The sequence below is a fragment of the Bacillus sp. FSL K6-2869 genome (genome assembly GCF_040869405.1).
Lineage (GTDB): Bacteria > Bacillota > Bacilli > Bacillales > Bacillaceae > Bacillus > Bacillus altitudinis.
The window spans coordinates 3113305-3137699 of the sequence record NZ_CP152035.1 but is presented as its reverse complement, the minus strand read 5'-3'; the positions used below and the strand labels follow the sequence as shown (position 1 = coordinate 3137699).

Below are 24395 nucleotides of genomic sequence, written 5' to 3'. Positions count from 1 at the left end.
TGGATGTATCTTATGTTTATGCCCCGCTATTTGTTCGCCTTTTTTTGGTTAATGAGCGTGAGAAAGTATTGATTCAGCTGGCTGATGTCTTGTGCGGTGAGTGTTTCCCATTGGTCTCCATCGAAAATAGGGAGATGTTCTACATCCTTTTGAAGCGCCGTTTGATAGATTTTTAATATGGATTCATATTTCGGTTTCATTTCATGCACTTTTTCCTGTTCAATATAACCGGCAAGCAGCATTAAATCCTCATAAGGCACCTTCAAAGCGCGTGCTAATTTTTTTATGGTTAAAGGCTTTGGCACACCACGCTTTCCATTCTCAATCCGAGAAATACCGGCAGCGCTTACGCCTGAATACATGGCGAGTTGATTGACAGACATCTTTCTATTCTCTCTTAAAATGCGTAATTGTTCACCAAAGTGATTCATGTCATCGAACCTCACATTTCAGTATATGACTTATTTTAGTATGATCATTGACCAAAGGAAATAGAAAGGGCGTAAAAGTGTTGACATAAGTTAATGAATCCGAGAGATGTGAGAATCCTACATGTTGTACATATTGATCCTATAGGAGGTTGTAATGATGGTCGAAAAGATTCAGATCAGGCGGGCTTTTGTGATGCAGTATATGATCGAAAACGATATGTCTTTAAATCAGCTCGCAGATGAAATTGGCATCTCTCCTGCCACACTCAGCAGGGTATTGAATGGTCACCGGAAGCCAGGACAGCTTGTCATTGGCAAAATGATTCATTACTTTGATAAAAAATTTGAAGATTTATTTTACTATGAAGATGTTGACAAAAGTCAATGAATGAAATCATTGTTTGATCATTAAGGAGGCGGCTTCATTGAAAAGAACTGGAATGGTAAGACACATCGATTCGCTTGGCAGAATTGTTCTGCCTTCAGAAATGCGAAAGGTACTCAATATAAAAGAAGAGCAGCTGTTAGAAATTTTCATCGAAGATCAAACCATTATGCTGAAAAAATATGATGCAGATAAGAGCTGCTTATTAACTGGCCAAATAACGAAATACAACAAAAGCTATGGAAATGGTAACGTCGTGCTGAGTCCTGAAGGAGCTGAAAGGCTGTTAGTAGAATTAAAACAGCTCTTAAAAGAAGAAGCAACTCGCTAAAAACGCTTTTTAACCTCAAAAATTGCATATAAAAAATGCTGCATGCAATCCATTGGAGCGAAATTGAATCAAAATGACAAATAAAGTCGACAATATATAGGAAATCTTTATTTTGATGTTTCGTGACATGCACCTTGTTTTCATGTAAAATAAAGTTATGTGTACCAGTTTGTCTGGAGGTGTTTTCATGCACGCATTTGTTATCACATTACTCGTAATTGTCAGTATCGCACTTATCATCGTTGTATTATTACAATCAAGTAAAAGTGCAGGACTGTCAGGCGCTATTTCAGGTGGAGCCGAGCAGCTTTTCGGTAAGCAAAAAGCGAGAGGTCTTGACTTGATTCTTCACCGATTAACTGTCATTTTGTCAGTGCTTTTCTTCATCTTAACACTTGCATTGGCATATTTAGGCGTGTAGGCGCGAGTAACAGAAGGTCTGATCTTTTTTCAGACCTTTTTTTATTATCAGCACTCTTTTGTGTTTGTTTCATACATACAAGTGGAAAATATAAACCATATCAGAAGGAAAGGAAGTCACATCATGAAAGTTGTTACACCAAAACCATTTACGTTTAAAGGTGGAGAAAAGGCGGTGCTTCTTCTTCACGGTTTTACTGGGAATACAGCCGATGTTCGTATGCTTGGACGCTATTTAAATGAAAGAGGCTATACATGCCATGCACCTCAATACAAAGGACACGGTGTGCCGCCAGAGGAGCTTGTTCATACAGGTCCTACAGATTGGTGGAAAGATGTAGAAGAAGGCTATCAATTTTTAAAAGACGAAGGTTATGAGGAAATTGCGGTTTGCGGACTATCCCTCGGAGGAGTTTTTTCATTGAAATTAGGTTACACTGTACCTGTAAAGGGAATTGTACCTATGTGTGCACCTATGTACATAAAAAGTGAAGAAGTCATGTACCAGGGTGTACTAGATTATGCCCGTAACTATAAAAAATTCGAGGGTAAGTCAGAGGATCAAATTGAGCAAGAGATGGAAGAGTTCAAGAAAACACCAATGGGTACACTCAAGGCTCTTCAAGAACTCATTGCAGATGTCAGAAACAATGTTGACATGATTTATTCACCTACTTTTGTTGTTCAGGCACGTCATGATCATATGATTAATACAGACAGTGCAAACATTATTTATAACGAAGTAGAGACAGATGAAAAACAATTAAAGTGGTATGAAGAATCGGGCCATGTTATCACGCTTGATAAAGAGCGGGAGAAGGTTCATCAGGATGTATATGCATTCTTAGAATCACTCGATTGGTCAATTTAAATATATAGGGGGTTAGAGTGTGCAAAAAGAAGAATTTATGGATGAATTACTTGCGTTTATGCAAGAAGAGGCGTACAAACCATTAACGGTACAGGAATTAGAAGTCATGATGGAAATTACCAATCCAGATGATTATAAAGAGCTCGTCAAAGCACTTGTGATATTAGAGGATCAGGGACTGATCGTCCGTACCCGCAGCGACCGCTATGGTGTACCGGAAAAAATGAACTTGGTCAAAGGGAAGCTGTCTGCGCATGCAAAAGGATTTGCATTTGTGACACCAGAAGAGTTTGGACAGGATGATATTTTCATTCCGCCAAATGAGCTAGGCACAGCAATGAATGGCGACACCGTCATGGTTCGTGTCAGCCACAAATCAAATGGCACCAAAAAAGAAGGAACGGTCATCCGTATTCTGGAGCGTAATACTCAGACGGTTGTCGGTACCTATACAGAAACGAAAAGCTTTGGTTTTGTCATTCCTGATGATAAAAAAATCACAAACGATATCTTCATTCCGAAATCCGCTAAAAACGGAGCGGTTGAAGGTCATAAAGTCGTTGTCACGCTGACAAGCTATCCAGAAGGAAGAATGAGCGCAGAGGGTGAAGTGACGGAAATTCTCGGTCACAAAAATGACCCTGGCATCGATATTTTATCGATTATTCATAAACACGGTCTACCAGGTGAGTTTCCGGAAGAAGCGCTCCAGCAGGCAGTAGACACACCTGAAACGATTGATGAAAAGGACCTTGAAGGTAGACGTGATCTGCGCAATGAAACGATTGTGACGATTGACGGTGCAGATGCAAAAGACTTAGATGATGCCGTAACCGTGCAAAAGCTCGATGATGGCAAATATAAGCTCGGCGTGCACATTGCAGACGTTTCTCATTATGTTACAGAGAATTCGCCGATTGATCAGGAAGCCTATGAGCGCGGAACGAGTGTGTATCTTGTCGACCGCGTTATTCCAATGATTCCTCATCGCCTGTCAAATGGCATTTGCTCATTGAATCCGAAGGTTGATCGTCTCACACTCTCTTGTGAAATGATCATTGATCGAAGTGGGAAAGTCGTCAAACACGAAATTTTCCAAAGTGTGATCAAAACGACGGAAAGAATGACCTATTCCGATGTGAATAAGATTTTAGTTGACCAAGATGAAGAGCTTTTAGACAAATACGAGCCGTTAGTACCAATGTTCCAAGAGATGGAGAAGCTTGCAGAAATTCTGCGTGACAAGCGAATGGAGCGTGGAGCAGTCGATTTTGACTTCAAGGAAGCAAAAGTGCTTGTAGATGATGAAGGCGCAGCAAAAGACGTAGTCATTCGTGAGCGTTCTGTTGCCGAAAAACTAATTGAAGAATTCATGCTGGTGGCAAACGAAACAGTTGCCGAGCATTTCCACTGGATGAATGTTCCGTTCATTTACCGAATTCACGAAGAACCAAATCCTGAGAAGCTTCAGCGCTTTTTAGAGTTCGTGACGACGTTTGGTTACATTGTGAAAGGAACGTCAACGAACATTCACCCGCGTGCACTTCAAAGTGTACTTGATGCCGTCCGTGATCAGCCGGAAGAAGTCGTCATTCAAACTGTGATGCTTCGCTCTATGAAACAGGCGAAGTATGATCCAGAAAGCATTGGCCATTTTGGATTATCTACCGAATTCTATACACACTTCACGTCGCCGATCCGCCGTTACCCGGATTTAATCGTGCATAGGCTGATCAGAACCTATTTAATAGAGAAAAAGACAGACGAAGCGACCCTTGAAAAGTGGGGCCAACTGCTGCCAGAAATCGCAGATCATGCATCTACAATGGAGCGCCGCTCTGTTGATGCTGAGCGCGAAACAGATGACCTGAAAAAGGCAGAGTTTATGCTTGATAAAATCGGTGAAGAGTTTGATGGTATGATTAGTTCCGTCACGAATTTCGGACTATTCGTTGAACTGCCGAATACGATAGAAGGTCTTGTCCATGTGAGCTACATGACAGACGATTACTATCGTTTTGATGAACAGCACTTTGCCATGATCGGTGAGCGGACAGGGAATGTCTACCGTATCGGTGACGAAATTACTGTCAAAGTGGTGAGTGTGAATAAAGATGAGCATTCCATTGATTTTGAAATCGTCGGGATGAAAGGCACTCGCCGTAAATCACCAAAAGACTTCAAGTTCAAAAAACGGACAGATCCACCAGCCAAAAAAGGACGCGGAGGTCAAAAGGCCTCTGCGGAAAAAGGCAAAGAGGATAAAGGCGGCGACTGGTTTACAGGTCGTAAAAAGAAGAAAAAGAAAAAACGCGTATTTGATAACGCACCGAAACAAAAGCGCAAAAAGAAAAAGTAACGTGACAAAAAGCAAATAGGGCATCACGCTCTATTTGCTTTTTGACCACGTGGCAGCAGCATTGTCGAAAGCTGGATTGTTTGATAAAATAATCCGTACGATTTGGACCGTGTCTGTGTCAAAAGGAGGGTGTACGCCAATGCCAAAGGGAGAGGGAAAGGTTGTTTCCCAAAACAAAAAAGCCAACCATGATTATTTTATAGAAGAAACATACGAAGCCGGCCTTGTATTACAAGGAACTGAAATCAAATCCATTCGTGCTGGAAAAGTGAATTTAAAAGATTCCTTTGCCAAAATCGAACGAGGAGAAGTGTTCCTTCATAACATGCATGTGAGCCCATACGAGCAAGGAAACCGTTATAACCATGATCCGCTGAGAACGAGAAAGCTGCTTCTTCACCGCAAACAAATCAGTAAATTGATTGGTGCGACAAAGGAAGAGGGCTACTCACTTGTTCCCATTAAACTCTATTTGAAAAATGGCTTTGCCAAAGTGCTAATTGGAGTCGGTAAAGGGAAGAAGAAATATGATAAACGTGAAGATCTGAAGAAAAAAGATGCGAAACGTGAAATCGAGCGTGCTTTCCGTGACCGGCAAAAGCAATTCTAGACGCATGCAGATGGCTTGCTGAGAGCGGAAGCATTATGCTACAATATGTTATGCAGTAAACAATCATCGTCGTTTTTTACAGAAACCACCAGTTGTTTCGAGCGATGAGATTGTTATAATAGTCATATACGGAAGCAGTTAAGCGAAAGAACGTTTCCATCCCGTATATCCCTTTTACAAGGGGACGTTACGGATTCGACAGGGATGGTTCGAGCTTAGGCTGCGAGCCGAGAGGCGATCTCGTTAACACGCACCTAAATGTAACTGGCAAAACTAAAAGTTTTAACCAAAACTTAGCACTAGCTGCCTAATAAGCGCAGCGAGCTCTTCCTGACATCGCCTATGTGTCTGTGAGGAGCCCAATGAAGTAGGCTACGCTTACGTTTTCGTCTGAGGACGTAAGAAGAGATCCATCAGACTAGCTCTCCAAGCGCCCGTCAGCAGGCTTGAGGATGAGTGAACACGTAAATATGTTGACTACGCTCGTAGACGCTTAAGTAATCGATGTCTCTGGACGTGGGTTCGACTCCCACCGTCTCCATCAAAACTTTTAGAATGCAGTCACATCAAGGGTTTGAAAGCTCTTGATGTGGGTCTGGTATCTTTAAAAAATGAATGGTTATATGAAATGACGCTATCACAGCGTCATTTTTCTTTGCTATTAGAAACTTAAACAATCTGAATTTTAAACAAAACTGGATGTTATCATACAGACAAAATACGTTCTTATTATTTTTATTTCAAGTCGGCTAGAACAGTGGTTTTTTTATGTTAAGTATGATAAATTGTTGTATCATAGAAGTATAGATGAAAACATTTTGGATAAACGAATTTCTAGTGAGTCGTCTTTTTAGACGAATCTTTTTTTTGAATAAAAACACGTTTTTGTTATAATATTTATTGTTTTTTAAATCATATTAAGTGATGAAAAGATCAAACATTGTTGTTTATATAAAATTTGGAAGAGGGATCTTATGTTATTTACTATTGTTATTCCTTATAAGGATACCAATAAAAAGTATACTGATAACTGCATGAAAAGTTTAGATGATCAAATTTTTAAAGATTTCGAAGTACTTTTGGTCCATCAAGATAGTCAACACCTAGAAGAAATTTTAGCGCCTTATACTTTTAATTATAGAACAATCAATATGGGACCTCATACAAATGCAGGCATTAGTAGAAATAAAGGCATAGAAGAAGCTCAAGGAGAGTACATCTTATTTTTAGATGCTGATGATTTCTTACATCCCAATGCGCTGATATATGCAAAGCAAATCATTGATCAAGAACAATTGAATGTTTTTAAGCTGAAAGTGAAAAAGACAATTGTAGACAGAAACACAACATTAAAGGAAAAGAAGCAGGCTTTGTATCAGCATGATACGTTGGATAATTTAAGTCATGTTTTGAAAAAATTAAATGTTGATGCAAATGAAAACGAAGTCATGCAGATGCTTTTTGAGGAGAATGTTGTATCAGCTCATTATCATGAAATTGCAAAAGAAAAGTTCTTTAAGAAGATTTCTTATCAATTAAAATCACATGGGTTCGTTGTTCAAAAGAAATATTTGTTGAACAATCAAATACAGTTTGATGAAAGCGCACCATTGTATAGTGATATTCCGTTCTTAATGAAAATTTATCAAGATGCATTCTCTATTTTGGAAACATCAATTTGTCTATACTATAAGCTGATCCATAACGATCCTATCAATTTCCCTTCACTTTCCCAGGAAGAACAGGATCATCGATTTGAAGAAATGTTCCGAACATTAAGCAAATCAATCGAACAATGTGACGATTTGGCTTTAGTGAAACAAGTGAAGCTTGAAGCGATTAGCCAATATTTATATAAGGTTGTAAAAAGCCCATTGTTTAAAGAGGGCATTCAACGTTTAACGCCTATTTATCAGTCCTGTCAGACCATTTTGAATGCAGAGTCAAATCCAATCAAACTGAAGAGAAGACATTCAAAAGAAATTAATGCAATTAAGGTCGGGAATTATCATAAGGCATATCGTCTAAGTAAAAAGAGAGTTCTCTATTATAATCTGTATCAGGGCATAAAACCGAAAAAGAAGAGAGCAAGACAAAGAATCGTTCAACAATTGTTCTTCTCAAGATTGCCTATTAAACCTAACACCATTGTCTATGAAAGCTTTTTAGGAAGAAACTATTCGGATAGCCCTAAGGCTATATTTAAATATCTTCTTGAGCATGAGCCAAATCAATGGAAGCATGTTTGGATTCTGAATGATAAAGAAATGGTGGCAAATGAAGAAGAATTTCAGCACAAGAACGTTAAAGTAATTAAGCGATTTAGCTGGAGCTATTTTTACTATGTCACAGTGGCAAAATATTTTGTTTTAAACATGAGACAGCCCAAGTCACTTTATAAAAAAGATGAACAAATTATCTTATCTACATGGCATGGTACACCACTTAAGAAATTAGTATTTGATATGGATAATGTAGTATCTGCAAATCCCGATTATAAAAAAGAATTTTATTTACAATCTCGAAAATGGGATTACCTAATTGCAGCAAACCCATATTCTGAAAAAATCTTCGAAAGTGCATTTATGTATCCGAAAGAAAAAATATTAACATATGGCTATCCAAGAAATGATATTCTGAAAAACTTTACAGATGCAGATAAAGTGAAGATTAAATCGAAGCTTGGTATACCTGCTGATAAAAAAGTCATTTTATATGCTCCAACATGGAGAGATGATGAATTTCATAAAGCAGGGCAATACAAATTTAATCTCACTTTAGATTTAAATTTGTTAAAAGAAAAGTTAGGCGAAGAATATGTCATCATTTTACGAATGCATTATTTCATTTCGGATAATATTGATTTAACAGGATTTGAAGGGTTTGCCTTTGACTATTCTAAATATAATGATATCAATGATTTATATATTTCAAGTGATATCCTTATCACGGATTACTCGTCTGTATTCTTTGATTTTGCAAACCTACGGCAGCCGATTCTTTTCTTTACGTATGATATTGATAAATACAAAGATGTGCTGAGAGGTTTTTATATTGATGTCGAAAAAGATCTGCCAGGTCCGTTATTGTATACGTCTGAAGAAGTGCTTCATAGCATTCAGAACATTGAAAGCGTAAAAGATGCTTACAAGGAAAAATACGATGTATTCCATGAAAGATTCTGTTCACTAGAAGATGGAAAAGCAAGTGAACGAGTGGTGAAGGAAGTATTTACTCGTAATCATTAAAGTTAAACCTCTACTTGCGATGGGGCAAGTAGAGGTTTTTTCTATTACTAAGTCAAGCGTTCCTCTGAAAAGACGGATCATTCGAACAAACAAAGGACAAACCACAATCACCGCCATCATCATCAAAAGTCCATCCGACATGATCTCCACAAATGTTGTCTGAATCACATAAACCGCAATCAGCAGCAAATAACTCATTAAAAATAACAGCTCAGATCGTTTCTTCTGAAATGGCTTCTCTAAAAGAATCAGCATAAACAAACCTGCCATGATGATCAAAAAAGTCATTTCCTTTCAAGCCTCCTTTTCATTCATCTCCACATTGTACAGATATTTCACTTGCAACAATATGCTTTATCCTTAAATTAAGTAAGAAGTAATGAATAGATGGGGCGCCACGACTAGTAAAATGACGAACGCTTTCCAAAAAACCGCCAACCAATTCAAAATCACATCTTCCCATTTGAGACGTCCTCATATATAGTAAGATTAGACTAGTTCTAAATAACTGAAATTGGGGCGTTTACATGGATTCGATTGTTTTACATTTTATTGTGATCATGAGTGTTTCTGGCATTCTGTCCGTAATATTATCAATCATTGCTCATGCAAATCGCCATCGGTATATTGGCTGTCAATTGTTTATGTATATGTCTGGAGCAACTGCGATTTATATTTTTGGACATACATTTGAATTATTGGCGCGCACCCCTCAAGAAATTACATTTTGGGTTAGTTTTCAATACATAGGTCTTCCGTTTATTGCACCGTTCAGCCTGATGATTGTGCTGCAGTTTACTGGTTTCCATCAATATGTAACAAAGCGCCGCGTGCTTCTCTTCTTGTTGATTCCAATTTTAACCACCATTCTGGTGTTCACCAACTCTTTTCATTCACTCTTTTACCGAAGCATCACGATGAATACAGTAGACGGGTTTTTATTAGCTGATTTTACCATTGGTTATTGGTATATCATTCATGGGGTCTATACATTTGGCTGTTCTATGCTCGCTATTTTTATGCTGCTTTGGTTTTTACGTGTGAAGAAAGAATATTTGAAACAGGTTCTGATCTTGCTCGTTGGAATATTATTGCCGATCACGACCTCTTTTATCTATTTATTAGGTGTCACGCCTTTTCACATTGACCCAGTACCAGTGGTGATGTTTTTAACCAACGCACTCTACTTATGGGCGATTATGTCTTTTCATCTCTTTAAGCTCTCTCCCATTGCGATGGAGCGTGTGTTTGAACATATGTCAGAAGGTGTTCTTCTATTGGATCGATACCGAACACTGATTGATTATAACCCTGCGGCTGCATTGATCATTCCTGTGCTTGCTAAAAAGGGAATCGGCTATAAAATCGATGATATATTCTCAGGGATCATCAAAGAGCCAGCGTTTATACAGTGGCTGCGTTCACCGCAGGATCATTCACAGTATGATTTAATGTGGGAAAAAGAGCAGCCCTTCTATTATCATCTCACTGCTTCTTCTCTTTTTAATAGAAGAGGCGAAGTCGAGGGCAGGCAAATTGTGATCAGCGATGTTACGGAGCAGCGACTATTGCAGGAAGAGCTGGAGCGTCGAGCATATATTGATGGTTTGACGAATATCTTCAATCGGTCTTCCTTTATTGAACGAACGCAGATGTTATTGGAAGAGGATGCGCAGGATACTGCGATATTGCTATTTGATATTGATTTCTTTAAACAAATCAATGATACGCATGGACATCATATTGGAGACGAGGCGTTGCGTCATGTTGTGTCCATTTGTCAGCAGCATTTGAAGATGGATGATTTATTTGGCCGATATGGTGGAGAAGAGTTCGCCATTTGTCTGCCGCATCATTCATTTGAAGAGGCATGTCATATTGCGGAACAGATGAGACATTCATTTGAAGTGAGTTTCTTTCAGACAGATGAGAAAAAAGTAAGAGTGACAGCAAGCTTTGGCGTCGCCCATACTGCGAATGATCCCTCTATATTAGAAACGCTTCTATTTGAGGCAGATCAAGCCTTGTATATGTCAAAACGCCAAGGACGTAATCGGATTTATGCATCAACTGGTTCGGACTATATGCTATACCAAAAGCAGGATCTTCCGCCTGCTTCTCATTGACTGTTGTCCTTCATTTAGATATGATAAACATAACATTTGAACGGTTTCCTAAAGGGGAGTAGCTTTTACGGTTTGGTCGTCATTACAGAAACATCCGTTGTTTCTCGGCCATTCCGGCATGAACATGTTAGCCAGACCTTTGCCTATCACACATGAGGCAAAGGTCTGGCTTTTTTTAAGGTCTTTTTGCATCTGTGTGATTGGGTGCTGGACAAATGAGGGGTTTCAACATACAGATGAAAGGATGATGGATCTTGAAACAATATGTGTTGGCGTTTCTATTTACCGGTACGTTTTTGTTAAGTGGATGTTCAGGGCTGTTAGACCAAGTAAACGATACAACGACATATGTCACAGAGGCAAATGAGTATGTGACAGATATTCAGCAATTCACAGAGGATTTTCCACAGCTTGCGGAAGAAGCTGTACAAGATGCTGCCAAAAGAGCAGAATTGACGCAGCAACTGGAATCATTGAAAGCAGACATTCAAGAATTTAGTGAACTCACAGCCCCATCAATAGCAGAAGACCTTCATGCACAAATCATAGAGAAAAATAAAGTGCTGTCAGAGGAGATTCAAACCTATTTACAGCAATTGAAAATGGACAACTTCGATGCTGCAGCTATTTTAGAGGATCAGCAAGGCCTCATGAAGCAGCTTCAGCAATCGGTCAGCCTTTTGCAAGATATTGAACAACTAACAAACTAGGATAAGCAAACGGTGATCACAGCATATCTTTGCCTTTTCAGGTGAAGATATGCTTTAATTGAATGTAACACAAGTATGATAGAAAAAAGGTGATCAGATGACAGAACATGAAGAAAGACATATCGCTTCGCCTAGAGCTGAGAAGGAAAAAGAGCAATTAATCAATCGCTTAAAACGAGTGGAAGGTCAAGTGCGAGGGATTCAGCAAATGATTGAAAACGATCGTTACTGCATAGATGTCGTGAATCAAATTTCTGCTGTCAATGCAGCTTTAAAAAAAGTGAGTCTTCAATTAATGGAAAAGCATACACATCACTGCGTAGCGGATGCCATTAAGAGCGGTAATGGGGATGAAGCCATTGAGGAGTTAATGAATGTCTTCACGAAGCTGACAAAATCGTAGCAAAAAGCGGATCATTTATGTTTACATTGATACCCTACTAGGGTATAGTAAAAATAGAAAATGATTGATGGAGGCGATGAGAAGTGGAACAAGCAACACTACAAGTGCAAGGCATGTCTTGCGGACATTGTGTGAAAGCAGTCGAAGGAAATGTAGGAGAATTAGCAGGTGTTGAATCTGTGAAAGTCCATTTAGATAAGGGTCAGGTGGAGGTTTCCTTTCACCCAGATCAAATCACGTTACACCAGATCTCTGATGTCATTGAAGAACAGGGATATGATGTCGTATAAAATGAGCATACGTGCTGCATAAGACAGCACGTATTTTTTTAAAAATAACAATACCCCCATGGAGTATGTGGAGAGGTGAGATAAATGAAAAAAGAAATTGATTTTCAAATTACGGGAATGACTTGCTCCGCCTGTGCAGGCCGCATTGAAAAGGGCTTGAACAGGTTGGAAGGTGTGGACGACGCCAGTGTGAATTTTGCGCTTGAAACATCCCACATTGTGTATGAAACAGAACAACTCACAACAGAGGATCTAAAACAAAAAATTCAATCTCTTGGCTATGATGTGGTGATGGAGCAAGCCGAATTTGATATAGAGGGAATGACATGTGCGGCTTGTGCAAACCGAATTGAGAAAAAAGTCAACCGGATGGATGGTATTGATCAAGGATCAGTGAACTTTGCGCTTGAGTCACTTCAGGTGACATATCATCCAGGGAAAGTATCTCCAAGTGACATAAAAGAGGCTGTGAAATCCATTGGGTATTCATTAATTGAACCAGCCGAAGAGCATGCAGAGGAAGGGAAAAAAGACCATCGCCAAGTAGCGATTGAGAAACAAACGGCACGCTTTTTGTTCTCGATGATTTTGTCATTGCCTCTTCTTTGGGCAATGGTCAGTCATTTTTCTTTCACATCGTTTATTTGGTTGCCAAAAGCGTTTATGAATCCATGGGTTCAGCTCGCATTAGCAGCGCCCGTCCAGTTCATTGTCGGCTGGCCTTTTTATGTAGGTGCTTATAAAGCGTTGAAAAATAAAAGTGCCAATATGGATGTCCTTGTGGCACTAGGGACATCGGCTGCTTTTTTCTATAGTTTATATGAAAGTATTCAGTCAGCGGTTCAAGGCACACATGAAGCGGCCCTCTATTATGAAACGAGCGCTGTGCTGATTACGTTGATTGTGCTCGGAAAGTTAATGGAAGCAAGAGCGAAAGGGAGATCATCAGAAGCGATTCAAAAACTGATGGGCTTACAAGCGAAAGAAGCTGTGATAGAGCGAGATGGGAAAGAAATGACCGTTCCTATTTCTGAAGTGAAAGTGAATGATCTTGTGTTCGTCAAGCCGGGTGAAAAAGTCCCGGTAGACGGAGAAATCATCGAAGGAACAACAGCGATCGACGAATCGATGATTACAGGAGAAAGTCTGCCAGTTGATAAAACCATAGGAGATACAGTCATCGGGGCAACCATCAATAAAAATGGATTTGTGAAAGTGAAAGCAACAAAAGTAGGAAAAGAAACGGCTCTTTCACAAATTATTCGAGTCGTCGAACAAGCGCAAGGCTCAAAAGCACCAATTCAAAGAATGGCAGATCAAATTTCAGGGATATTTGTCCCCATTGTTGTAGGATTGGCTGTGCTCACTTTTCTGATTTGGTATATCTTTGTTGATCCAGGAAATGTGACATCTGCACTTGAAACCTTTATAGCGGTCATCGTCATCGCATGTCCTTGTGCGCTTGGCCTTGCTACACCGACCTCTATTATGGCAGGCAGCGGCCGGGCAGCTGAATCAGGGATTCTGTTTAAAGGCGGAGAGCATTTAGAGATAACGCAATCACTAGATACAGTAGTGCTAGATAAAACAGGGACTGTAACAAAAGGGGAGCCGAGTCTTACAGATGTGATTGCGTCTGCCAATTGGACAGAAGATACGCTGCTTCAGTTAGCAGGATCGGCAGAACAGCAGTCAGAGCATCCACTTGCCAGAGCAATCACAGAAGGCATGAAGAACCGGGGTCTCCAAGCGGTCGAGGTAGAAGCCTTTCAAGCAGATCCTGGTCATGGAATTGAAGCAAGAGCTGCAGGACATGAGCTTTTGATTGGCACACGGAAACTCCTAAAGAAACATCATATCAGCTGCGAAGCACTAGAAGCAGTTGTGACTGAGCTTGAAGAACAAGGAAAAACGGCGATGCTCATCGCCATTGACGGCGAGCCAGCAGGTATTGTCGCCGTTGCTGATACAATCAAATCGTCTTCTTCTCAAGCGATCGCTCGTCTCAAAGAGCAAGGGATTCACGTCGTGATGATGACAGGAGATAACAAACGCACAGCAGAAGCGATTGCGAGTGAGGCAGGCATAGATCATGTCATCGCTGAAGTTCTTCCAGAGGAAAAAGCGGCTCATATTGTAGCGCTTCAGAAACAAGGAAAAAAAGTGGCGATGGTTGGAGACGGCATCAATGATGCCCCTGCCCTTGCAACAGCAAATATCGGGATGGCTGTCGGAACAGGTACAGATGTTGCCATGGAAGCGGCAGATATTACGCTCATGACTGGAGATCTCCATGCCATTGCAGATGCACTTGAATTTAGCAGAAAAACGATGAGAAACATTAAACAGAATCTATTTTGGGCACTTGCTTACAATTGTATTGGCATACCAGTCGCCGCATTTGGGTTCCTGGCACCATGGCTTGCAGGAGCGGCAATGGCCTTTAGTTCTGTATCGGTTGTGCTGAACGCACTAAGATTACAGCGATTGAAACCTGTCAGAGAGGGCGTGGCAAAATGAAGCTGAATGTCAGATGGGTGTGGACGTTGAGTGCTGTGATTTATGTAGCCATTGTACTGATAGGCTATGCGGTTTATGTCGAACTTTCTCCTCTTCAAGAGCCGCCAGCTGATCATATGCAACATGAGACTTCATCAGAAGCGAAGTCCTCGCATTCGGTGTCAGTCCTGCGCTTCGGTGCTCGTCCTTTCTAGACTTCAATGGATTTCTTTCACAAAGAGCTAACATAAAGTTCATTTTAGCTCTTCTCAACAACCTGAGACTTCGCCAAAAGCGAAGTCTTTTTTTAACAATTTTGTGGAAAAACCCACCTTTTAAAAGATTTTTCATAAAAAATTCACTTCTTTTTGTTCCTTTTTGTCGTTTTTTGTAGGTTCATCGTTAAGATGCGATTAGGCAACAAAGAAAGCGTTATCAAAAAAAGGGGGTCCACGTATGAAAAAGTTAGGGTTAGCTTCTCAAATACTCATCGCACTTGTTTTGGGTGTTGTCGTAGGAGCGCTGTTTTATCAAAATGAAACCGTTATTAATGTGTTAACGCCGATTGGCGATATATTCATCCACTTAATTAAAATGATCGTTCTTCCAATTGTTATTGCTGCATTGATTGTAGCTGTTGCTGGTGTAGGCGATATGAAAACCATCGGAAGACTCGGTGGGAAAACGATTCTTTACTTCGAAATTGTGACAACGATTGCATTAGCAGTTGGACTGCTTGCAGCAAACGTTTTCCATCCTGGTACAGGAATTGATATGAGTAACATGGAGAAAGGCGATATCTCTAAATATGAAGAGACATCTAAGTCTTCTGCCGAAAAAGCTAGTTTCTCTGAAACGATTGTGCATCTTGTGCCAACAAACGTGTTCCAATCCATTGCAGAAGGTGATCTATTACCAACAATCTTCTTTACAGTGTTATTCGGATTAGGAATTGCAGCAGTTGGAGACAAAGGAAAACCAGTGTTAGGATTTTTTGAGGGCATCCTCGAAGCGATGTTCTGGGTGACCAATAAAGTGATGAAGTTTGCACCATTTGGTGTATTCGCGCTCATCAGTGTGACGGTGATCAAATTCGGGGTCGGAGCGCTTCTCCCGCTAGGTAAACTGGTACTTGTCGTTTACGGTACAATGGCATTCTTCGTGATTGTCGTACTTGGCATTATCGCAAAATTAGCTGGAACAAGCGTCTTTACACTATTTAGAGTGTTAAAAGAAGAAATCATTCTTGCATTCTCAACAGCAAGTTCAGAAGCTGTACTGCCTAGACTAATGGATAAAATGGAGAAGTTCGGCTGCCCGAAAGCGATCACGTCGTTCGTTATCCCAACAGGCTATACCTTTAACTTAGATGGAAGTGCCATCTATCAATCCATTGCCGCCATATTTGTTGCACAAATGTATGGCATGCCTCTTTCCATCTATGAGCAAATTACGTTACTATTAATCTTAATGCTCACATCAAAAGGAATGGCTGGTGTACCAGGTGCATCGATCGTTGTTGTGATCACAACACTTGGAGCAATGGGACTTCCACTTGAAGGACTTGCCTTCATCGTTGGGATCGACCGTATCCTTGACATGGTTCGTACAACTGTTAACGTATTTGGTAACTCACTTGCAGCCATTGTCATGTCTAAGTGGGAAAAAGTGTTTGATCAAGAGAAATCGAAGAAGTATATTGAGGAATTAAAACAACAAACAAAAGCAGCGTAAAAGGAGATCTTTTCAAATGACGAAGCTACAGGACAAGCAAGTTCGTATCGAACGAGACTTTCTAGGTGAAAAGGAAGTAGACACTCAAGCGTATTATGGAATTCAAACATTACGTGCAGTAGAGAACTTTCCAATTACTGGCTACCATGTTCATGAGGAACTCATCAAAGCATTAGGGATTGTCAAAAAGGCAGCCGCACTTGCAAATATGGATACAAAGCGACTATATGCTGGTCTTGGAGAAAAAATTGTTCAAGCCGCAGATGAGGTTATTGAAGGAAAATGGAACAATCAATTTATTGTCGATCCAATTCAAGGCGGGGCTGGCACTTCAATGAATATGAATGCCAATGAAGTCATTGCAAACAGAGCGCTTGAACTACTAGGAAAGGAAAAAGGCGCTTATACTGAGCTAAGTCCAAACACGCATGTGAACATGTCGCAGTCAACAAACGACGTTTTCCCAACAGCGATTCATATTTCAACATTGAATATGATTGAAAAACTACTTTATACGATGGAAAACATGCATCAAGTCATGACAGAAAAAGCGCAAGAATTCGATCATGTCATCAAAATGGGACGTACGCATCTTCAGGACGCTGTTCCAATCAGACTTGGTCAAGAGTTTAGTGCATATGCAAAGGTTCTTGCTCGTGATATTAAACGAATCAAGCAGTCTAGACAGCATTTATATGAAGTCAATATGGGCGCAACAGCAGTTGGAACAGGACTGAATGCTGATCCTAAATATATTCGCCAGGTAGTTGGTTATCTAGCTGACATTAGCGGATTGCCGTTAGTTGGAGCAGAAGATTTGGTCGATGCTACGCAAAATACAGATGCTTATACAGAAGTATCAGCTGCACTGAAAGTATGTATGATGAATATGTCCAAAATGGCAAACGATATTCGTTTGATGGCTTCAGGTCCTAGAGCAGGCTTTGGTGAGCTGCACTTGCCGCCGAGACAGCCAGGTTCATCTATCATGCCAGGGAAAGTCAACCCAGTGATGCCTGAGGTCATGAACCAAGTGGCATTCCAAGTCATTGGAAATGACCACACGATCTGCCTTGCATCAGAGGCTGGTCAGCTTGAACTGAACGTCATGGAGCCAGTTTTAATATTCAACTTACTACAGTCTCTCAGCATGATGAAAAATGTATTTGAATCCTTTGTCGATAACTGCTTGCGTGACCTAAAAGCAGATGAATCTAGATTAAAAGAATATGTAGAAAAGAGTGCTGGTGTCATGACGGCGGTCAATCCGCATATTGGTTATGAAGCTGCTGCACGAATTGCGAGAGAAGCGATTCTTACAGGCGTATCTGTACGTGAGCTTTGTCTGCAAAATGATGTGTTATCAGAGGAAGAGCTTGATGTCATCTTAAATCCTTTTGAAATGACGAAACCAGGTATTGCTGGTGCATCACTTTTAGAAAAGGATCGTTTAGAAGATTAAGCAGCATCATGAGAAGCGCACACCGACAAATGTCCGGTGTGCGTTTTTTCATGGACTGTTTGTTTTTCTGAAGCTCACATAGTATACTATCGTCAATTATTAGGGATGTGACTGCGTTTGAATCTACTGAAAAAATGGTTGAATACAGAGCCTTATTTAATTATCATGCTCATTGTTCTGACTCCGATTGGGGGAGAACTGAAATTTTATCCATTTGAGGATAGCTTTCGGGTCAGCTTTGGAACCGTTGTCTTTTTCTTTATCCTGCTTCAAATGAAAAAATTCCCGGCATGGGCAAGCGGCATCATTGCGGGGGGATCAGTGTTTGCATTCCGGGTGCTTCTTGATACCGCTGTGTCAGGCCACTTAGCGCTAGAAGAAGCCGTTTCTTTAAGATTTCCTTCCCTGCTGTATTACGTCGTCTATGGTACGCTTTTTTATGTATTACAGGTCAGACGTTTCCGTGATAAGCCTTGGCTCATTGGAGTGACAGGGATTATCATGGAACTATGTGCAAGTGTAGTCGAAATGATTGCACTCAGGGGAGCCATTGATGAAATTTTAACAGTGAGAACGCTGTTTCAACTATTTGTACTGGCGATTTTCAGAAGCTTTTTCGTATTGGCTTGTTATACGATGATTCGATTATACGAAGAACAGGCGAGAGAGCGCCAAATGAAGAAGGAAAAGGAACACCTGTTGATGCTGCTGTCGAATCTTTATACGGAATCTACATATTTTTATAAAACCCTTGCACATGCTGAGCACATTACAGCTACTTCATATCAATTGTATCAATCTCTGCATCATGCAAAGGATACGGAATCATTAGATTTGAAAAAACTCGGAAAAACAGCCCTGCAAATTGCAGGTGAGGTACACGAAATCAAAAAGGATAATCAGCGGATTTTTTCTGCCTTATCAAAACTGATTCATGAGGAAAACTTTCAGGAGTATGCAAGTCCTGCTCATATCGCTGGACTTGTGATCCGCATCCATGAAAATTACGCGGAATCTCTTAAAAAACAAATCGTTTTTCATTATGATGAAGATGGGCAGCATCCCGCTTATCACGTGTATACCATTCTATCTTTATTAAATAACATTGTATCCAATGCCGTTGAAGCCATTCCGGTGAATGGAGAGGTATCACTATCCATTTCACGGAAAGAGAATGATGTGATTTTTCAAATCAGTGACAACGGGCCAGGCATTAAAGAGCGTAACCATCATGTGATCTTTAAACCGGGCTTCACTTTAAAATACGACCAAGCCGGGAACCCATCAAGCGGCATCGGTCTTTCCTATGTAAAAGACACAGCCGAGAAGCTTGGCGGAAGTGTTGAAATGAAGAGTATCCCAAATCAACAAACGATGTTCACTTTAACGATACCAATTGATCAAGTCAGCAGAAAAGAGGGGAATGGGAGATGAGATTTTTTATTGTTGATGATGATGAAGCTGTTCGTTCTTCACTGGCACAGCTCATTGAAGATGAAGAGCTTGGCATTGTGGCAGGGGAAGCAGAGGATGGTGCTGAAGTAACAGCGAGCTACTTAAATGATTTGCATATTGATATCTTGTGTATTGATCTTCTGATGCCGGAAAGGGACGGTCTTGAGACGATTCGAGCGATCAAGGATGAATTTCATGGGAAATATTTAATGCTGTCACAGGTAGAAACAAAGGAACTCATTGGCCAGGCATATACGCTCGGTGTTGAGTATTATGTGACAAAGCCGATCAATCGGGTAGAGGTCTTAAGTGTGCTCCATCTCATGATTGAACGACTGCATTTAGAGCACTCAATTGAAAATATTCAGCATTCGCTCAAATCGGTCATGCAGTTCCAGCAGCGCGGACAGACGAAAACAAAGCAGCGCGGGAAAAGTCTTGCAGAGGCAGGTCAGTTTTTGCTCGCGGAGCTTGGGATTGTCGGTGAAAAGGGGTCTAAGGATTTACTAGATATGATTCTTTTCACAGATCAGTATTTAGCGTTACATGCCGATCAGCACGACTCTTTTCCTTCATTAAAAGTGATTTTTACTGGCATCACAGAGGATAAATTAAACGAACCTTTTACATCAGCAGACATCGCAAGAGAAGCAAAAGCAGCGGAACAGCGGGTAAGACGTGCGATCAACCAATCATTGAAACACATTGCCTCGCTCGGGTTAACCGATTTTTCTCACCCAACCTTTGAAAACTATGCATCAAAATTTTTCGATTTTACCATTGTGCGTAAGAAAATGAGTGAACTCACAAAAGAGACAAGTGGAAGAGAAGAGCACACACGTATCAATGTGAAGAAATTTGTACAGGTGCTCTATTACGAGGCGAAACGTATTTTTATGGAAGATTAAAAAGACATGCTCTCTATAAGGAGGGCATGTCTTTTTTTGTGATGGATTGAAGATGCATCTGCAGCACGGAGCGCATGAGCTGAGGCGGTAAACGATGGGGCTGTACGATTCCATTCAATGCAAGCCCATTGATGACCGCATAAAGCCGCTCAGTTTCTAATAAAAGATCGATATGATCTAGCAGTAGCTCATCCTCTTTCAATTTCATTAAGCAAAATTGAACGGTTTGAAAAAGCTCGTCATACATCTTTGCATTGAGCGGCTGTAAATCTGGTTCAGTCAGTGCTTTGACTGTAAAAGCTTGCCACACCTCCATTTCAAATATTCGTTCTTCGTCTAGTGGAAGAACCTGCTCCAATAAAGTGAATACATTTTCCTCTGTTGAACCGTTTAATGGAAGCTTAGCAATTCGCTCCTTCACTCTTTCCTGAATTAAATTCATGGAGAATAGAAATAATTCTTGCTGTGTGGAAAAATAATGACGCATAGAGCCGGCTGAAATGCCAGCTTCTACGGCTATTTTTCGTACAGAAGCGCTTTCCAATCCCTCTTGTTTAATCACTCTCATAGCAGCTTGAGCGACCTTTTGTTTTTGTTTATGGTGATCGACGATTTTTGGCATACCTTGATTTTAGCACAGCTATTGTTTTTTTAACACAGTTGTGTTATTTTTTATTTAATACAATCGTGTTAAAAAGGATGTGGGGAAATTGGTCGGTTTATTGATTGTGGCATGTGAAATTGGTTTTTGGCTGTTTATTCTTATGGGCTTAACACTGCGTTATGTGTTTAAACAGAAAAAATGGGGTGCTTTCTTTCTTGTCTGTACGCCGGTTTTAGATCTCATCCTTCTTGCGGCTACTTATATAGATTTAAAGCAAGGGGCTGTGGCGAGCGTCATTCACGGGCTTGCGGCTGTTTATATTGGTGTGAGCCTGGCCTTTGGACATCAAATGGTGAAATGGGCGGATGCTAAGTTTGCTTATCGTTTTGCAGGAGGCCCTAAGCCAAAGGGGAAACCAAAGTACGGGAAGGAGCGGTCTTTGTATGAAATGGTGGGCTGGACGCGTCATTTCATCTCTTATGTCATCGGAGCGGGGCTGTTATATGGATTGACCTATCTCATCCAAGCACCAGAACGAACGGAATCTCTGATGCAGCTTGTCAGTGTGTGGGGGATGGTCTTAACCATTGATTTCATCATTAGCATCAGCTACGTCATTTGGCCGAAAAAACACCCGGAGAATATAGCAGGATGACAAAAAAGACAGGCGGATTTACTCCACCTGTCTTTTCTTATGATGACAGTCCTTTATAAATGGTGTCAATATTCCATTTCATCATCTTATAGTAGCTGTCCCCATCTTCACCTTCTTTGCCAATAGAATCCGTAAATACTTTCCCCTTAATCGGAACTCCGGTTTCCTCAGATAGGCTTTCAAGGCTGCGCTTATCTACACTTGTTTCAAGAAAAAGGGCAGGAACTTGATGGTCTTTGACAAAATGAATGATGCGCTTCATTTGTCCAGGTGTTCCTTCACTTTCTGTGTTGATTTCCCAAATGTAGGCGGCTTTCAGTCCATACGCATCCGCAAAATATTTGAATGCCCCTTCGCTTGTGACAAGGAGTTTTTTGTCTTTTGGCAGTTGATCAAACTTGTCTTTTGCTTCATCGTGAAGCGTTTGAAGCTTTTTGATATAGGTTTCAGCATTTTTCTCGTAATCCTCTTTATGCTCAGGATCTGCTTGAATGAGCGCATCTCTGGCATTTTGCGCATAAAGAATCCCATTCTCGACATTCAGCCATGCGTGTGGGTCCTGCTGGCTTTCAAGCCCTTTTGAAGACAAATGCTTCACTTTGACACCTTTACTAAGCTCGGCTACAGGTGCATCATCCCCGTCCTTGCCGCTCGATTCAAGCAGTTTTTGAAACCAGCCATTCCCTGTTTCAAGGTTCAAGCCATTAGATAGAACAAGGTCTGCATCCGTCGTATACTGAACATCCTTTGGCAGTGGGTCAAATTCATGTGGGTCTGTACCAATGGGAACAATGCTGTGAATAGAGACATGCTGTCCTCCTACTTCCTTCACAATGTCATAAAGAATGGAGTAGGTCGTGACAACTTTTAATTTACCGTCATCTTTTCCGGAACTCTTTTGCTGAGTAGAACAGCCTGCGATGACCAAAAGGGCAATACATACTGCGGTCAAACGGATTGCTAATACCTTCTTCATATATGTCCTCCTTTTACATAGACGCTTCCTTTTTTAACTGTGTTCGTTTTCGCTTCGATTTTAAGGATCTCCACAATATCCCTTGTTTCGGTGAAAAGATAAAGGCACTGCCGAATAATAAAGTCGCGACCAGCACAATGGAAGCACCAGACGACAAGTTATACGTAAAGCTGAGCCCAAGTCCTACGACGGCTGAAACTGCTCCAAAAAAAGCAGATAAATAAATCATGATCCATAGCCGGTCTGTCAATAAATAAGCGGTGGCAGCTGGTGTAATAAGCATTGCCACAACAAGAATAATACCTACAGTTTGCAGGGATGCCACGGTCACTAAGGTTAATAAGGTCATGAGGAAATAATGGATCATGCGATTTGGTAAACCGTAAACGGAAGAAATCACTGGATCAAATGAACTAATGAGCAGTTCTTTGTAGAAAACAATGACAGCCAGCAAAATGAAAATGCCGATGCCAAGCGTGATCCACATATCAGATGAACGAACGGCTAGTACGTTTCCAAACAAGATATGATATAAATCGCTGGAACTTTTTAAAAATGTAATCAAAATGATCCCAATGGAAAAAAAAGCAGTGAATACGATCCCGATGGCAGAATCATTTTTAATACGGCTGTTTTGACTGACATATCCTATGCCGATGGCTGTCAGTACACCAGTTAGAACCGCACCAAAGAAAAAGTTAATGCCGAGCATATAAGAGATGGCGACACCTGGAAGTACAGCGTGTGAAATCGCATCTCCCATCAAAGCCATTCCCCGTAATATGATAAAGCAGCCAATGACGCCGCAGATGATCCCTACCATAACGGATGTAAATAACGCTTTTTGTAAAAACGCATATTCAAAAAGTCCGGTTAAGAATTCCATTACGCGTCTCCTCCTGCTGATTTTAAAAATGGCAGCTGTGTTTCGTATGCTTGGAGCATGACCTCAGGACGAAGAATATCATGGACAGGCCCTGCTTTGACCAGCTTCTTATTTAGAAGAACGAGATGGCTGAAGTAATCATCGGCTTTACTTAAGTCATGGTGGACGACCAGAATGGTTTTTCCTTCATCTCGTAATTCCTTCAAAATGCCGATCATCGTTTCTTCACTTGCCATATCAATTCCGACAAATGGTTCATCTAAACAAAAGAGCTGTGCGTTTTGAGCGAGTGCTCGCGCAAGGAAGACACGCTGCTGCTGACCGCCGGATAATTCCCCAATCTGTCTTTTGGCAAAGTCCTGCATCCCGACCTTTTCTAAGCAATGGTACGCATAGGCACGGTCTTCTTTTTTCGGTCGTTTGATCAATCCGAGCTTTGGGTATGTGCCAAGCAGTACGGTATCCAGTACATGGATAGGAAACGTCCAGTCTAGATCATTTCTTTGCGGTACATAGGCGATCTGTTTCCTCACTTGTTTAAAGGGTTGTTCAAAAAAACGAATGTCGCCTTGATCCTTTTCAATTAAATCCAAACATGCTTTCAATAAAGTCGATTTACCAGCACCATTTGGACCAATGATTCCAGTCATCGTTCCTTCCTGTATGGAAAGAGAGACGTTTTCTAGTGCATCCTGTCCGTGGTATGAGACATACAGGCGGTCGATTGTTAAAGCATATGACATCTCTTAAGGCCCCTTTCGATCATCAATTGCGTTTCCTAAAAATATATGCATACATTTAATAATTTTGACTAAAGGATGAAATGATTCTCTAACGCTAATTTGTTTCCTTAAGGAAACTTTTATCTTATTCTAATCGTATGTCCTTCTTTTGTAAAGAGAAATGCTGAAATATTCCCATCAAGCGATCGTTTTTATGTTATGCAACGAAGAGGGGACATGAGCATGGATTATTGAAAATTCACGTGACATCCTTGATTACGAAAAATCTCAAACATTTGCTTATAAATGA

General features: G+C 40.7%; 24 protein-coding genes and 1 other RNA gene. 19 read left to right on the top strand and 6 right to left on the bottom strand.

Going from position 1 to position 24395, the window contains the following annotated elements:
* Positions 1-26: 26 nt before the first annotated feature.
* Positions 27-431 carry a helix-turn-helix domain-containing protein gene (locus MHI58_RS16310; protein WP_007500204.1) on the bottom strand — a complete coding sequence of 135 codons (405 nt, stop codon included), beginning with the start codon at positions 429-431 and terminating at the stop codon, positions 27-29.
* A 154-nt stretch (positions 432-585) separates the two neighbouring features.
* On the opposite strand from MHI58_RS16310, the gene MHI58_RS16305 reads away from it, so the two are divergent.
* From MHI58_RS16305 to MHI58_RS16270, 8 genes are all read left to right on the top strand, one after another.
* A complete protein-coding gene (locus tag MHI58_RS16305) occupies positions 586-819 on the top strand; it encodes a helix-turn-helix transcriptional regulator (RefSeq protein ID WP_008347669.1) in 234 nt (77 codons plus the stop codon).
* A 37-nt stretch (positions 820-856) separates the two neighbouring features.
* The gene (locus MHI58_RS16300) at positions 857-1147 is read left to right on the top strand and encodes an AbrB/MazE/SpoVT family DNA-binding domain-containing protein (protein ID WP_008347666.1); all 291 of its coding nucleotides are present in this window, start codon (positions 857-859) and stop codon (positions 1145-1147) included.
* A 187-nt stretch (positions 1148-1334) separates the two neighbouring features.
* Positions 1335-1568 (top strand): preprotein translocase subunit SecG, encoded by a 234-nt coding sequence (gene secG / locus MHI58_RS16295; RefSeq protein WP_003212746.1) that lies wholly within the window; start codon positions 1335-1337, stop codon positions 1566-1568.
* Between the two features lie 123 nt (positions 1569-1691).
* A complete protein-coding gene (locus tag MHI58_RS16290) occupies positions 1692-2438 on the top strand; it encodes a carboxylesterase (protein WP_045034043.1) in 747 nt (248 codons plus the stop codon).
* A 19-nt stretch (positions 2439-2457) separates the two neighbouring features.
* Positions 2458-4797 (top strand): ribonuclease R, encoded by a 2340-nt coding sequence (gene rnr / locus MHI58_RS16285; protein ID WP_041507779.1) that lies wholly within the window; start codon positions 2458-2460, stop codon positions 4795-4797.
* Between the two features lie 139 nt (positions 4798-4936).
* Entirely contained in the window at positions 4937-5407 is a 471-nt protein-coding gene (gene smpB / locus MHI58_RS16280) for an SsrA-binding protein SmpB (RefSeq protein ID WP_008347658.1), read from the top strand.
* A gap of 180 nt (positions 5408-5587) precedes the next feature.
* Positions 5588-5951, top strand: a transfer-messenger RNA (tmRNA) gene (gene ssrA, locus MHI58_RS16275).
* 430 nt (positions 5952-6381) lie between these two features.
* The gene (locus MHI58_RS16270; protein ID WP_144679175.1) at positions 6382-8655 is read left to right on the top strand and encodes a CDP-glycerol:glycerophosphate glycerophosphotransferase; all 2274 of its coding nucleotides are present in this window, start codon (positions 6382-6384) and stop codon (positions 8653-8655) included.
* Here the strand turns inward: MHI58_RS16270 and MHI58_RS16265 are convergent.
* A complete protein-coding gene (locus tag MHI58_RS16265; protein WP_368004342.1) occupies positions 8596-8943 on the bottom strand; it encodes a hypothetical protein in 348 nt (115 codons plus the stop codon). The genes MHI58_RS16270 and MHI58_RS16265 overlap by 60 nt on opposite strands.
* 239 nt (positions 8944-9182) lie before the next feature.
* Between MHI58_RS16265 and MHI58_RS16260 the strand changes: the two genes are divergently transcribed.
* The 10 genes from MHI58_RS16260 (at position 9183) to MHI58_RS16215 (ending at position 20242) form a co-directional block, all read left to right on the top strand.
* Positions 9183-10781 carry a histidine kinase N-terminal 7TM domain-containing protein gene (locus MHI58_RS16260; RefSeq protein ID WP_058336929.1) on the top strand — a complete coding sequence of 533 codons (1599 nt, stop codon included), beginning with the start codon at positions 9183-9185 and terminating at the stop codon, positions 10779-10781.
* Between the two features lie 254 nt (positions 10782-11035).
* Entirely contained in the window at positions 11036-11491 is a 456-nt protein-coding gene (locus MHI58_RS16255; RefSeq protein WP_368004341.1) for a DUF6376 family protein, read from the top strand.
* 97 nt (positions 11492-11588) lie between these two features.
* Positions 11589-11894 (top strand): metal-sensing transcriptional repressor, encoded by a 306-nt coding sequence (locus MHI58_RS16250; RefSeq protein WP_017359234.1) that lies wholly within the window; start codon positions 11589-11591, stop codon positions 11892-11894.
* Between the two features lie 83 nt (positions 11895-11977).
* Positions 11978-12184: a copper chaperone CopZ gene (copZ, locus tag MHI58_RS16245; protein ID WP_017368060.1), complete on the top strand. Its 207-nt coding sequence runs from the start codon at positions 11978-11980 to the stop codon at positions 12182-12184.
* Positions 12185-12268: 84 nt separating this feature from the next.
* Positions 12269-14704, top strand: a complete 2436-nt coding sequence (locus MHI58_RS16240; RefSeq protein ID WP_368004340.1) for a heavy metal translocating P-type ATPase — start codon at positions 12269-12271, stop codon at positions 14702-14704.
* Positions 14701-14898, top strand: coding sequence for a hypothetical protein (locus MHI58_RS16235; protein WP_268412892.1), 198 nt, complete (start codon positions 14701-14703; stop codon positions 14896-14898). Before MHI58_RS16240 ends, MHI58_RS16235 begins: the two co-directional genes overlap by 4 nt.
* Positions 14899-15139: 241 nt before the next feature.
* Positions 15140-16417, top strand: a complete 1278-nt coding sequence (locus MHI58_RS16230) for a cation:dicarboxylase symporter family transporter (protein ID WP_007500222.1) — start codon at positions 15140-15142, stop codon at positions 16415-16417.
* Positions 16418-16433: 16 nt separating this feature from the next.
* The gene (aspA, locus tag MHI58_RS16225) at positions 16434-17879 is read left to right on the top strand and encodes an aspartate ammonia-lyase (protein ID WP_035701391.1); all 1446 of its coding nucleotides are present in this window, start codon (positions 16434-16436) and stop codon (positions 17877-17879) included.
* 117 nt (positions 17880-17996) lie between these two features.
* Positions 17997-19313: a HAMP domain-containing sensor histidine kinase gene (locus MHI58_RS16220; RefSeq protein ID WP_144666053.1), complete on the top strand. Its 1317-nt coding sequence runs from the start codon at positions 17997-17999 to the stop codon at positions 19311-19313.
* The gene (locus tag MHI58_RS16215) at positions 19310-20242 is read left to right on the top strand and encodes a response regulator (RefSeq protein ID WP_039168273.1); all 933 of its coding nucleotides are present in this window, start codon (positions 19310-19312) and stop codon (positions 20240-20242) included. The genes MHI58_RS16220 and MHI58_RS16215 overlap by 4 nt, the downstream gene beginning before the upstream one ends.
* A gap of 13 nt (positions 20243-20255) precedes the next feature.
* Here the strand turns inward: MHI58_RS16215 and MHI58_RS16210 are convergent, their stop codons facing one another.
* Complete coding sequence (locus MHI58_RS16210; RefSeq protein WP_041507770.1) at positions 20256-20864, bottom strand: TetR/AcrR family transcriptional regulator; 609 nt, start codon at positions 20862-20864, stop codon at positions 20256-20258.
* Positions 20865-20952: 88 nt separating this feature from the next.
* Here MHI58_RS16210 and MHI58_RS16205 point away from each other — a divergent pair, with 88 nt between their 5' ends.
* Positions 20953-21501, top strand: coding sequence for a hypothetical protein (locus MHI58_RS16205; protein ID WP_047945414.1), 549 nt, complete (start codon positions 20953-20955; stop codon positions 21499-21501).
* A gap of 37 nt (positions 21502-21538) precedes the next feature.
* Here the strand turns inward: MHI58_RS16205 and MHI58_RS16200 are convergent, their stop codons facing one another.
* Genes MHI58_RS16200 through MHI58_RS16190 form a run of 3 tightly spaced genes read right to left on the bottom strand, consistent with a single transcriptional unit; the run spans position 21539 to position 24106 of the window.
* Entirely contained in the window at positions 21539-22477 is a 939-nt protein-coding gene (locus MHI58_RS16200; RefSeq protein ID WP_268412891.1) for a metal ABC transporter substrate-binding protein, read from the bottom strand.
* 13 nt (positions 22478-22490) lie between these two features.
* Positions 22491-23363, bottom strand: a complete 873-nt coding sequence (locus tag MHI58_RS16195) for a metal ABC transporter permease (protein WP_268412890.1) — start codon at positions 23361-23363, stop codon at positions 22491-22493.
* On the bottom strand, positions 23363-24106 hold the full coding sequence (locus MHI58_RS16190; protein WP_024719815.1) for a metal ABC transporter ATP-binding protein: 744 nt from the start codon (positions 24104-24106) through the stop codon (positions 23363-23365). Before MHI58_RS16190 ends, MHI58_RS16195 begins: the two co-directional genes overlap by 1 nt.
* Between the last annotated feature and the right edge of the window lie 289 nt (positions 24107-24395).